Raw genomic sequence first — 12311 nt, forward strand, 5'->3', positions numbered from 1 at the left:
CAGCATCCCAGTTCAGGAGTACATGCATGAGGACCCCGAAGTCGACCTACCGGTTGCAGATCCGATCCGAATTCGATCTCAGGGATGCCGCTGCGGTGGTTCCCTACCTGCGGGATCTTGGCGTGGACTGGGTGTACCTGTCGCCAGTGCTGACCGCTGAACAGGGATCCGGTCACGGCTACGACGTCACCAACCCCACCGCAATCGACCCTGAGCGTGGCGGACGTGACGCGTTTGTGGCGCTCTCGGACGCCGCGCATGCCGCAGGCCTCGGCGTCCTCGTGGATATTGTGCCCAATCACCTGGGAGTGCAGACCCCCGCCCAGAACCCCTGGTGGTCTTCACTGCTCAAGGGCGGTCAGGATTCGCCCTACGCCGAGGCGTTCGACGTCGACTGGGAAGCCGCGGGCGGGAAGATCCGGCTGCCGGTGCTCGGCGACGGCGGGGACGAGCTTGCCGCCCTGGAGCTCGACGGCGGGGAGCTGCGCTACTACGACCACAGGTTCCCCATCGCGGACGGCAGCTACGAAACCGGTGACACCGCCCAGGCGGTGCACGCCCGCCAGCACTATGAGCTGGTGAACTGGCGCCGGGCGGACAGCGAACTGAACTACCGCCGCTTCTTCGGCGTCAACACCCTGGCCGGCCTGCGTGTTGAAGTGCCGCGGGTGTTCGACGAATCCCACAGCGAAATCCGGACCTGGTTCGAGGAATCCCTGGTGGACGGGCTCCGAATTGACCACCCGGACGGGCTCGCCGACCCCGCCGGCTACCTTGACCGGCTGCGCGAGCTCACCGGCGGGGCCTACGTGCTCGTGGAAAAGATTCTCGAGCCGGGGGAGACCCTCCCCGCCGACTGGGCCAGCGAAGGAACCACCGGCTACGACGCGTTGGCCGACATCGACCGCCTGTTCGTGGACCCGGCAGGACAGGCCACCCTGGAACAGGTGGCACCGGCCGAGGACTTCCACTCGATGATCCACGGCACGAAACGCGGCATCGCCGATGGCATCCTCCGGTCCGAAGTGCTCCGCCTCACCCGGTTAGTACCTTCCGACGCTGGTCTTGACCACGAGCGGGCCGCCGACGCCATCGCCGAACTGCTCGCCTGCTTCCCGGTCTACCGGAGCTACCTTCCCGGCGGGGCCGACTACCTCGACGACGCCGTCGTCGCGGCCCAGGTGCACCGGCCGGACCTCGCCGACACCCTGAAGGCATTGCACCCCCTGCTCAACCCCTACCTGGCTGATCCTGACGCCGCCGACGCTGACACCCCCATGACCGAGCTGGCTACCCGGTTCCAGCAGACCTCGGGTATGGTGATGGCCAAGGGCGTCGAAGACACGGCGTTCTACCGGTACAACCGGCTGACCTCCCTCAACGAGGTGGGCGCCGACCCGTCGATCTTCGCCATCGACCGGGTGGAAATGCACAACCGCCTCCTGCGCCGCCAGCGCGACAACCCACTCTCGATGACGGCGCTCAGCACCCACGACACCAAACGCAGCGAGGACACCCGGGCCCGGATCAGCGTCCTGTCCGAAATGGCTGACGACTGGGCCATCGTGCTCGGCCAGCTCGACGACGCTGCGCCCCTCGGTGACCCGGCCTTCTCGTCGCTGCTGTGGCAGGCCATGATTGGTGCCTGGCCGTTGAGCCGCGAGCGGGCGCACGCCTACGTGGAAAAGGCGTCCCGCGAAGCGGACTCCAGCACCCACTGGACGGCACCCAACGAGGCCTTCGAGGAGCGGATGCACGCTGCAGTGGACGCCGCCTACGACACCCCGGCGGTCAACGCGCTGGTCACCGACCTGGTGGAAAAGATCAAGGGCTACGGCTGGTCCAACTCGCTCGGTGCCAAGCTTTTGCAGCTGACCATGCCCGGTGTCCCGGACGTGTACCAGGGCTCCGAATTCTGGGAAGACTCGCTGGTTGACCCGGACAACCGCCGCCCGGTGGACTTCGAGGCGCGGAAGCAGTCCCTGGTGGACCTCGCCTTCGGTGCGCTGCCCGCCGTCGACGACGGCGCGGTGGCCAAGCTGCTCGTCGTCTCCCGCGCACTGAAACTCCGCCGCGACCGGCCGGAACTCTTCGACGGCTACGCGGCCGTCCCGGCAACCGGTGCGGCGGCCGATCACGTCTTCGGCTTCGACCGCGGGGGAGCCGTCGCCCTTCTCACCCGGCTCCCGCTGGGGCTTCAGCGACGCGGCGGCTGGCAGGACACCGCCGTCGTCCTGCCGGAGGGCCAGTACAGCTGCGCCATCACCGGGGCAACCTTTTCCGGGGGCGCCGTGCCCGCCGGAACCATCTTCGAAACCTACCCCGTAGCACTGCTGATCCGGGAGGACGCATCATGAGGAAACCATTCGACGTCTGGGCACCCAAGGCCACCACCCTGTCGCTGACGGCGGCGGGCACCACCACCACGATGACCAGGGGCGACGACGGCTGGTGGACCGCCGACACCGCACCCACGGGTACCGGGGACATCGACTACGGCTATCTGGTGGACGGTGCCGAGTCGCCAATCCCGGATCCCCGCTCGCGTCGCCAGCCCGACGGCGTGCACGGGCTCTCCCGGACGTTCGATCCCGGCGCGCACACCTGGCAGGACAGCTCCTGGGTCTCACCCGGTCTGGCCGGCGGGGCCATCTATGAACTGCACATCGGGACCTTCACTCCCGAGGGCACCTTCGACGCGGCCATCGGGAAGCTGGACTACCTGGCGGATCTGGGTGTGCAGTATGTTGAGCTACTCCCGGTCAACGCCTTCAACGGCACCCACAACTGGGGTTACGACGGCGTCCTCTGGCACGCCGTGCAGGAAACCTACGGGGGACCCGCCGGATACCAGCGGTTCGTCGACGCGACCCACCAGCGCGGCCTCGGCGTTATCCAGGATGTGGTGCACAACCATCTGGGACCCAGCGGCAACTATCTGGGCCAGTTCGCGCCCTACCTCACGGAGGGCAAGGCCAACACCTGGGGGGACTCCCTCAACCTCGACGGACCCTTCTCGGACGAGGTCCGCCGGTATGTGCTCGACAACATCGCGATGTTCTTCAGGGACTTCCACATCGACGGCCTGCGCCTGGACGCGGTGCACGCACTGCACGACGAGCGGGCCGTCCACATTCTCGAAGAATTCGCGGCCGAAACGGACGCGTGCGCCGAGGAGCTGGGCAAGCCCCTGTTCCTGATCGCCGAATCCGACCTCAACAATCCGCGGCTGATCACGGCGCGGACCGCCGGTGGCTACGGGCTCGCTGGCCAGTGGAGCGACGACTTCCACCACGCGGTCCACGTCAACGTCACCGGTGAAACCGATGGCTACTACGAGGACTTCGGCTCCGTCGCCGCGCTGGCCAAAGTGCTCGAACACGGGTTCTTCCACAACGGAACCTACTCGTCGTTCAGGGAACGCGTTCACGGGCGACCCATCGATCCGGCCCAGGTGTCCACCCACCAGCTGGTGGTCTGCACCCAGAACCATGACCAGATCGGCAACCGTGCTGCCGGCGACCGGATGGGCGCCACGGTGGGTTACGCCCAGCTGGCGCAGGCGGCCGTCCTGAACCTGGCCGGTCCCTACACCCCGATGCTGTTCATGGGCGAGGAGTACGGTGCATCCACCCCCTGGCCGTTCTTCACCTCCCACCCCGAACCGGAACTGGGCAAGGCCACCGCCGAAGGCCGCCTCCGCGAGTTTGAACGGATGGGCTGGGACGCCGACACGGTGCCCAACCCCCAGGACGAGGCTACTTTCGCCTCGGCGAAGCTTGACTGGGCGGAGGTTCAGACGGGCGACCACACCCGCCTGCTGGACCTGTACCGCCGACTGATCCGGCTGCGCCGGGACACCCCCGACCTGATGAACCCGGATTTCACCGCCGTGTCGGTCGAATTCAGCGAGGCAGAGAAGTGGTTGGCCCTGCGCCGCGGAGGGACCGTCGTCGTCGTCAATCTTGCCGATGAGGAACGCACCCTCCCCGTCGACGCGGCGCAGGTGCTGCTGTCCACCGTCCCGGGCGAGAGGCTCGACGCCGGACGGCTGTCCCTGCCCGCCCGCGGGTCAGCGATCCTCAGCTGATTCCTCCAGTTCGCGCCCCCGCCCCCATTTCCCCAGACCCAGGAGCCATTCATGACGTATCACCCCGCCGATGACCGGTACGATTCCATGCCCTACCGCAGAGTGGGACGCAGCGGCCTGCAGCTGCCCGCGGTGTCTTTGGGCCTGTGGCACAACTTCGGGGATGACAAGCCGTTCGCTGACCAGCGTGCCATCCTGCGACGCGCCTTCGACCTGGGGGTGACCCACTTTGACCTGGCCAACAACTACGGGCCACCCGCGGGAAGCGCCGAAACCAACTTCGGTCGGCACCTCAAGGACGACTTCACGCCGTTCCGCGACGAACTGGTCATCTCCAGCAAGGCCGGCTACGACATGTGGCCCGGCCCGTACGGCGAATGGGGTTCACGCAAGTACCTGCTCGCGAGTCTCGACCAGTCCCTGAACCGGATGGGCCTGGACTACGTGGACATCTTCTACAGCCACCGTCCCGATCCAAACACGCCGCTCGAGGAGACCATGGGCGCCCTCGACACCGCCGTACGCTCCGGGCGTGCCCTGTACGCGGGCATCTCCTCCTACTCACCCGAGAAGACGGCTGAGGCGGCAGCGATCCTGCTGGACCTCGGCACCCCGCTCCTGATCCACCAGCCCTCCTACTCAATGCTGAACCGCTGGGTGGAGAACGGTACCCCCAACCTCCCCGAGGTGCTGGAGCAGGAAGGCGTCGGCTCGATCGCCTTCTCGCCGCTGGCCCAGGGGCTCCTGACCGACCGCTACCTCGACGGCATCCCCGAGGGCTCCCGTGCGGCGTCCAACAAGTCGCTGTCGGAAGACCACCTGTCAGAGGACAACCTGCGCCGGGTTCGCGGCCTGAACGAGATTGCGAAGGGCCGCGGCCAGTCGCTCGCCCAGCTGGCGATCGCCTGGATTCTGCGGGAGCAGTCGAAGGGCAGTGCCATCACCTCGGCGCTGATCGGCGCGTCCAGCGTGAAGCAGCTGGAGAACAGCCTCGCCGCCGTGAAGAACCTCGAGTTCAGCCACGACGAGCTCACCAGCATCGACGAGTTCGCTGTCGAATCGGACATCAACCTGTGGGCCAAGGCCCTCGACGCCTAAGCAGCGCCGCTGATGTCCACCCCGGGTGCGCTGCACCTCCGCCCTGCCACCGAGGCGGACTGGCCCGATCTCTGGGCCATCATGGAACCGGTGGCGCGGGCGGGGGAAACCTACTGCTGGGACACCGGCCTGTCGGAAGCCCAGGCCCGGATCGAATGGCTGGCTCCCGCCGACCCGACGATGCGGGTCTACGTGGCCGAAGTGTTCACCGGGGCCTCCACCGTGACTGACCAGTCCACCCGAGGAGCCGACGGACACCGCGCCGTCGTCGGGACCGCGCAGCTGCACGCGAACCGGGGCGGAGGCGGGGCACACGTGGCCAACGCCAGTTTCCTGGTGGCCGGCGACGCCGGCGGCCTGGGGGTCGGCCGGGCACTTGCTGCACATGTCCTCGCGCAGGCCCGGGTGCAGGGGTACCGCGCCATGCAGTTCAACGCGGTCGTGGCGACCAACACCCGGGCGGTTCGCCTGTGGGAGTCCCTCGGCTTCAGGATCCTCACCACGGTGCCCGGGGCGTTCAGGCACCCGGTGGCGGGGTTCGTCGGCCTGCACATCATGTTCCGCGACCTCTGACCTCCCCGGGGTACTCCACGCCGGTGGCCGCCTACTTCCAGAAGGCGGCCAGTGCGGGGAATTCCCGCTCGTACCCCTTCAACAGCCGGGTGGCAGCGTGTGCCGAATCGATCAGTGGATGCAGCAGGAAGGCCCGCAGCGCCGCGTCGCGGTCCGCGTGCACCGCCGCTTCCACCACCGCTTCCTCGACGGCCAGCACCTGTGCCATCAGGCCCAGCTGATGCGGGGCCAGGGGTTTGGAAGGCAGCGGCGTCGCACCCGTCCGGTCCAGGCGTGCCGGGACCTCGACGACGGCGTCCGCCGGTAGCGTGGACAGCGCACCGTTATTGCGAACATTCACGATCAGCTCGGCGGGGTGTCCGGTGAGCAGGGCCCGCATCGCCGCGAGGGCAATCCGTTCGTAGCCTCCTCCGGCGAGGTCGGCTTCGTCCCGCACGGCTGTGTCCGGGCGGGCTTCCGCCAGATAACCCTCCTCCCGCGCGAGGCGCGCACCCTCCCACACCGCGTAGGGCTCAGGAGCGGACAACAGCTCGGTGTAGAGCCCCTCCTGCTGGCGGTGCAGGAACGCGCCCCGCGTTTCCGCCGAGCCGGCGAGCGAGCGTACGGCCTCGCGGTGGAAGTAGTAGTAGAACAGATACTCGTTCGGGATGGCACCCAGGAGCCCAGGCAGGTCCGGGCCGAAGACCCGGCCCTCCTCGAAGGACGCGAGACGCTGCGGGTCGGCCAGCAGGGCTGGCAGTCGGTCGGTGCCGTCAAGTGTCAGTCCCCTCAGCCAGCCCAGGTGGTTCAGCCCCACATAGTCCACCCCGGCGAGCGACCCCTCCGTCAGTGGCACCCCCGCGGCGTGGGCGGCCCGCGACACCAGCCCGGAGGCCGAATCGCAGATCCCGATCACTGTGTCGCCAAGCACCCCCTGCACGGCCCGGGTCACCATGCCCGCCGGGTTGGTGAAGTTGATCAGCCACGCGTCCGGGCAGACCCGCCGCATGGACTGGGCAACAGTGAGCATCTGTGGCACTGACCGCAGCGCATAGGAAATCCCGCCCGCCCCGACCGTCTCCTGGCCCAGCAGCCCCTCAGCCAGCGCCACCCGCTCGTCGATCACGCGTCCCGCAGCACCACCGCTGCGGATGGCGGCGAACACGATGTCCGCCCCGGCCAGCGCCACGTCGAGCCGGGTCTCGGTCGCGAGGTGGGGGCGGGTGGAGCCGGCAGGCAACGGCATGGTGTGCAAAACCCGGACGATTGCGTCCAACCGGGTGGGCTCCGAATCGTGCAGCACCACCTGGTCGATGAGCCCGGCGAACCGCCCCGCGGACAAAGCCCGGTACACCAGGGGCACCCTGAACCCGCCGCCACCCACAATGACCAGTTTCATTCACCCTCCACGCTGTCGGTGTTCCCTTCGGTCAGGCCGGGTCCGCTCCGGTTGCCGGGTGCGGTGAGCCTAAGAGTATTGTGCCGTACATGGGCACCGCGCATCGTTTCGATCCACTGGCCGACAGCCGCACCGCGGCCGACCCGGAATTTGACCTGCTCCTGAGCGGGTCGGTGTTCCTCGACATTGTCTTCACGGGCCTCGAACACCTGCCGTCCCCCGGCACCGAGGTATGGGCGGACGGGATGGGATCCTGCCCAGGCGGCGTCGCAAACCAGGCGATCGCTGCGAGCCGGCTCGGGTTACGCACCACCCTGTCGGCCGCGTTCGGTGACGACGGCTACGGCGACTACAACAAGGGCATCCTCCGCGACCAGGAGCATGTTGACCTGTCCCGGTCGAGGACGTTCGAGAACTGGCACTCACCGGTCACCGTGTCCTTGTCCGTCCAGCGTGACCGCTCGATGGTGACCCACGGCCACCCGTCGCCAATGTCCGCCACCGACCTGATCGGTGACCCGCCCCCTCGCTGCCGTGCCGCCGTCGTGAGCGTTGAACCGGAGCTGGCCCCCTGGGCCCTGGCGGCCCAGTCCAGCGGGACCCGACTCTTCGGTGATGTGGGTTGGGATCCGACCGGCCAGTGGGCGGGCAGTGCCCTGGACACCCTGCAGTACTTTCACGCGTTCATGCCCAACGACCTTGAGGCGATGGCCTACACCCGCACCGACGACCCGTGGGCGGCGCTGTACGCGCTCGCCGACCGGGTGCCGGTGGCAGTGGTCACCGTGGGGCAGCAGGGCGCGATCGCCATCGACTCGATCACGGGGGAGGAGGAGTGGGTGCCCGCCCTGCCGGTGAAGGCGTACGACCCGACCGGTGCGGGTGACTGCTTCGGCGCGGCCTTCGTGATGGGGGACCTCGCCGGGTTCTCGCTGGCGGACCGGCTCCGGTTCGCGAACCTGTGCGCCGCGCTCTCCGTCCAGGAGGTCGGGGGTTCCCTGGCAGCGCCCGGGTGGGGCGATATCGCCGACTGGTGGCACCGGATGAGCGCCTCCCGGGAGAAGGTGCGGAAACAATGGCTTCGGCGCTACGAGTTCCTTGAGGAAATGATCGCAGGGGTCCCGCCGGGGGCCGTCCGGCGAGCCTCGGCGACCATCGCCCACCAATCTGACGCCTGACCTGCGCTCCCGGGTCAGCGCGCGGGCCAGGCTGCGTCCCGTGTGCGGCGGGAATGACAGAATGGACCAGTGAGTTTCTCTACTGTTCCCCCGCCTGTTGAACGCCGGGTGGAGATCGATTTGTCCGCGGTGCGCCACAACGTCAGGCACATCGCCGACGTCGTCAGTCCCGCGAAGGTGATGGCGGTCGTCAAAGCCGACGGTTATGGGCACGGGGCGCTCCCCGTTGCCCGCGCGGCACTCCAGTCGGGCGCCACCTGGCTGGGGGTCGCCCACATCACCGAGGCGCTCCAGCTGCGGGAGGCGGGCATCGAGGCCCCCATCCTCGCCTGGCTGCACACCGTCGAGTCCGACTTCGGTGCAGCCATCCGGGACAGCATCGATATCGGCGTCTCCGGGTGGGAGTTGGGGCACGTGGCGGAAGCCGCCCGGCGCGAGGAAAGGCCAGCCCGCGTCCACCTGAAGATTGACACCGGTCTGGGCCGCAACGGGTGCCCGCCCGAGCAGTGGGGGGCGCTCGTCAGCCTTGCCCTGCAGTACCAGGAAGAGGGCCTGCTGCGCGTGGTCGGAATCTTCTCCCACCTGGCCGTCGCCGACGAACCGGACCGACACGAAACCGATGAGCAGGTCCGCCGGTTCCGCGAGGCCGTCGCCGCCGCTGAGAACGGTGGCATCGACGTGGAACTCCGGCACCTCGCCAACACGCCCGGCGCCCTGTCCCGCCCCGACACCCACTTCGACCTGGTGCGGGTGGGTCTCGGCATCTACGGACTGTCGCCGTTCCACGGTCAGAACTCCGCCGGGCTCGGCTTGCGCCCCGCCATGCGGTTCGTGACATCGGTGGCCAGCTGCAAGGAGGTTCCCGCCGGACAGGGGGTCTCCTACGGGCTCACCTACCGCACCACCCGGCCCACCACCCTCGCGCTGATCCCGGTGGGCTACGCCGACGGCGTCCCCCGGGTGGCGACCGGCGCCCCGGTCCTGGTGGGCGGTCGCACCTATCCGGTGGTGGGCAAGATCGCCATGGACCAACTGGTGATCGATCTGCAGGCCACCGGGATCGCCGGAACCGGGCAAAGCGTCCTCGGGCTTCCGGCAGTCCTGTTCGGCGGGGACGCCGGTGAACCGTCGGCCGATGACTGGGCCGACGCCAGCAGTTCCATCAACTACGAGATCGTGACCCGGATCAGCGCACGCGTCCAGCGCATCTATCTCAACGGAGCGGACGCCAGTGCAGGTCAGTAACGGAGTGGAAGGCCAGCAGTGGACCAGGACCCTTACCGTTCACTCGGCGGCCGAACTGCAGCGCTTCGCGGCCGATCTCGGCGGCGACCTCGCCTCGGGTGACCTGGTGATCCTGACCGGCGGACTGGGCGCAGGCAAGACCACCTTCACCCAGGGGCTTGGGCGGGGGTTGGGGGTCCGTCCCGGCATTATTTCGCCGACCTTCGTGCTGGTCCGGGTGCACCCGCCGCTCTCCGACGGACCGGCCCTGGTGCATGCAGATGCCTACCGGCTGGAATCCGCCGCCGATATTGACGACCTCGACCTGGAATCGACGATGGACACCAGCGTCACCGTGGTGGAATGGGGCGCCGGGCGGGTGGAGCACCTGGCCGCCAGCCGTCTGGAGATCCGTCTGGAGCGGCCGGTGGGGTCCGAGACCGTCCCCCATGAATCCCCCGGGACCGACAACGACGACGACGAACCCCGCCGGGTGCTCATCACGGCCTTCGGTCAGCGCTGGGCGAATACGCCGCCCGCCGCCAGCCGGCTCGATTAGGCTGGCAGGATGCTGATCTTGTCCCTCGATACCTCCGCCGCGGCGAGTGCCGCACTGGTGCGGGACGGCGTCGTGACCGGGAATTTTGCGACCGAGGACACCCGGAGCCACGCGGAAGTGCTGGCCCCCGCCGTCGCCGGGCTGTTGACCCGGGAGGGGATCGCCGGAGCGGCCCTGGACGCGATCGTGGTGGGTGTGGGGCCCGGACCCTTCACCGGGCTGCGGGCAGGACTGGCCACGGCCCGGACCCTCGCCTACGTCTGGGATGTACCCCTGCACGGTGTGATGAGCCTCGACTCGATCGCCGAGGACGCTGCAGCCCACCTCGGGTCCGGCGAGTTCCTCGTCGCCACCGACGCCCGCCGGAAAGAGGTCTACTGGGCCCGCTACCGCGCCGCCGACGGCCTCCCGGAGCTGCTGGCCGGCCCCGCGGTGGGCGCGCCGTCGTCCCTGCCATCGCTCCCCGCCTACGGGAAGGGCGCCGGACTCTACCCCGGGGCGCTCGCCGGAGTGGACGGATTCACCGATGTCCACCCGTCGGCCGCCGCCCTCGGCCGCTCGGCCTACCGCCGGCTGACGGCCGGGCTGGACCTCCTCGACACCTCGCCGCTGTACCTCAGGGAGTCCGACGCGCGGGTCCCCGGCCCCCGGAAGAGAGCCACCGCATGACTTTTTCACTGCGCGACCTGCTGCTGCAGGATGTGCCCGCCGTGGCCCAGCTCGAGCTGGAGCTGTTCCCCGTGGATGCCTGGCCGCTGGAGCTCTTCCTCGACGAGGTGTCACAGACGCAAACACGCCGCTACCTCGTGGCCGAGGTTGACGGCCGCATGGTCGGCTACGCCGGGGTCATGGTCGTGGCAACAACCGCCGACATTCAGACGATCGGCGTCCTCCCCGAGTGCGAGGGCCGGGGCATCGGCAGCGCCATGCTGACCGAACTGCTCGCCGAGGCACGACGGCGGGGCGCCGCTGAAGTCCTGCTGGAAGTGCGGGCCGACAACCCCCGGGCACAGGAGCTGTACGTGCGCAACGGGTTTGAGCACATCCACACCCGCCGGAAGTACTACCGCGACGGCGTCGACGCCTGGGTAATGAGGCTGATCCTGTGAACCGGGACAATCCGCTGGTCCTGGGGATCGAGTCCTCCTGCGACGAAACCGGCGTCGGAATCGTGCGCGGCACGCAGCTGCTCGCCAACACTGTGTCCTCCTCGATGGACGAACACGTCAGGTTCGGGGGAGTGATCCCCGAGATCGCCTCCCGGGCACACCTCGACGCCTTCGTACCCACCCTGCGGCAGGCGCTCGCCGAAGCTGGCGTCACCCTCGCGGACCTTGATGCGATTGCTGTGACCTCCGGTCCGGGGCTCTCCGGCGCGCTGATGGTGGGTGTCTCCGCTGCGAAGGCCCTGGCCCTGGCCACCGGGAAACCCCTCTACGCGGTCAACCACCTGGTCGCGCACGTGGGTGTGGGGGTGCTTGACGCGGCATTCCCGGAGGGACTGCCACCGAACCTCGGTGCGCTGCTGGTCTCGGGAGGCCACACGGAAATCCTGAGGGTCAACAGTCTCGCCTCCGACGTCGAGCTGCTGGGCTGCACCATCGACGACGCCGCCGGAGAAGCGTACGACAAGGTGGCGCGCATCCTCGGTCTCGGTTACCCGGGTGGTCCGGCGATCGACCGGATCGCGGCCGACGGGAATCCCCAGGCGATCCGCTTCCCCCGCGGCCTGACCCAACCGAAGTACCTCGGCACGGCGGAGCAGCCCGGCCCGCACCGGTACGACTTTTCCTTCAGCGGTTTGAAGACCGCCGTCGCCCGCTGCGTCGAGCAGTACGAGGCCGACGGCGTCCAGCCCCCCGTGGCGGATATTGCCGCGTCCTTCCAGGAGGCGGTGGTGGACGTCATCACGTCCAAGGCGGTGCTGGCGTGTCGCGAACACGGGATCACCAGTCTGCTGCTCGGCGGTGGGGTGGCCGCCAACTCCCGGCTGAGGACCCTGACCAACCAGCGTTGTGCCGCCGCCGGGATCACGCTCACCGTTCCGCCGCTGTCCCTCTGCACCGACAACGGCGCCATGGTGGCCGCCCTGGGCGCGCAGATCGTGATGGGCGGTGGGGAGCCCACCGGGCTGGGGTTCGCCACCGACTCCTCGCTCCCGGTGACCAGCGTCTACGCCTGACCCCCGTTTTCCATGACCCGGGGGATAGG

General features: G+C 68.8%; 11 protein-coding genes. 10 read left to right on the forward strand and 1 reads right to left on the reverse strand.

Annotation, left to right across the window (positions count from 1 at the left end):
* Positions 1-26: 26 nt before the first annotated feature.
* Genes treY through H4V95_RS04555 form a run of 4 tightly spaced genes read left to right on the forward strand, consistent with a single transcriptional unit; the run spans position 27 to position 5761 of the window.
* A complete protein-coding gene (treY, locus tag H4V95_RS04540; RefSeq protein WP_209728959.1) occupies positions 27-2357 on the forward strand; it encodes a malto-oligosyltrehalose synthase in 2331 nt (776 codons plus the stop codon).
* Entirely contained in the window at positions 2354-4090 is a 1737-nt protein-coding gene (gene treZ / locus H4V95_RS04545) for a malto-oligosyltrehalose trehalohydrolase (RefSeq protein WP_196865210.1), read from the forward strand. The genes treY and treZ overlap by 4 nt, the downstream gene beginning before the upstream one ends.
* A 51-nt stretch (positions 4091-4141) precedes the next feature.
* Positions 4142-5188 carry an L-glyceraldehyde 3-phosphate reductase gene (gene mgrA, locus H4V95_RS04550; protein WP_209728961.1) on the forward strand — a complete coding sequence of 349 codons (1047 nt, stop codon included), beginning with the start codon at positions 4142-4144 and terminating at the stop codon, positions 5186-5188.
* Between the two features lie 12 nt (positions 5189-5200).
* Complete coding sequence (locus H4V95_RS04555; protein ID WP_196865208.1) at positions 5201-5761, forward strand: GNAT family N-acetyltransferase; 561 nt, start codon at positions 5201-5203, stop codon at positions 5759-5761.
* A 31-nt stretch (positions 5762-5792) separates the two neighbouring features.
* On the opposite strand, the gene H4V95_RS04560 is transcribed toward H4V95_RS04555, so the two are convergent.
* A complete protein-coding gene (locus tag H4V95_RS04560) occupies positions 5793-7139 on the reverse strand; it encodes a 6-phospho-beta-glucosidase (protein WP_209728963.1) in 1347 nt (448 codons plus the stop codon).
* A gap of 89 nt (positions 7140-7228) precedes the next feature.
* Here H4V95_RS04560 and H4V95_RS04565 point away from each other — a divergent pair, with 89 nt between their 5' ends.
* The 6 genes from H4V95_RS04565 (at position 7229) to tsaD (ending at position 12282) form a co-directional block, all read left to right on the forward strand.
* Positions 7229-8317 (forward strand): carbohydrate kinase family protein, encoded by a 1089-nt coding sequence (locus tag H4V95_RS04565; protein ID WP_196865206.1) that lies wholly within the window; start codon positions 7229-7231, stop codon positions 8315-8317.
* Between the two features lie 69 nt (positions 8318-8386).
* A complete protein-coding gene (alr, locus tag H4V95_RS04570) occupies positions 8387-9562 on the forward strand; it encodes an alanine racemase (protein WP_209728965.1) in 1176 nt (391 codons plus the stop codon).
* Positions 9549-10100 carry a tRNA (adenosine(37)-N6)-threonylcarbamoyltransferase complex ATPase subunit type 1 TsaE gene (tsaE, locus tag H4V95_RS04575; protein WP_395939794.1) on the forward strand — a complete coding sequence of 184 codons (552 nt, stop codon included), beginning with the start codon at positions 9549-9551 and terminating at the stop codon, positions 10098-10100. Before alr ends, tsaE begins: the two co-directional genes overlap by 14 nt.
* 9 nt (positions 10101-10109) lie before the next feature.
* The gene (gene tsaB / locus H4V95_RS04580) at positions 10110-10769 is read left to right on the forward strand and encodes a tRNA (adenosine(37)-N6)-threonylcarbamoyltransferase complex dimerization subunit type 1 TsaB (RefSeq protein ID WP_209728967.1); all 660 of its coding nucleotides are present in this window, start codon (positions 10110-10112) and stop codon (positions 10767-10769) included.
* Positions 10766-11209 (forward strand): ribosomal protein S18-alanine N-acetyltransferase, encoded by a 444-nt coding sequence (gene rimI / locus H4V95_RS04585; RefSeq protein ID WP_196865203.1) that lies wholly within the window; start codon positions 10766-10768, stop codon positions 11207-11209. Before tsaB ends, rimI begins: the two co-directional genes overlap by 4 nt.
* Complete coding sequence (gene tsaD, locus H4V95_RS04590; RefSeq protein ID WP_209728969.1) at positions 11206-12282, forward strand: tRNA (adenosine(37)-N6)-threonylcarbamoyltransferase complex transferase subunit TsaD; 1077 nt, start codon at positions 11206-11208, stop codon at positions 12280-12282. The genes rimI and tsaD overlap by 4 nt, the downstream gene beginning before the upstream one ends.
* The last annotated feature ends 29 nt before the right edge of the window (positions 12283-12311 follow it).

It is taken from the genome of Arthrobacter sp. CAN_C5 (assembly GCF_017875735.1).
Lineage (GTDB): Bacteria > Actinomycetota > Actinomycetes > Actinomycetales > Micrococcaceae > Arthrobacter_D.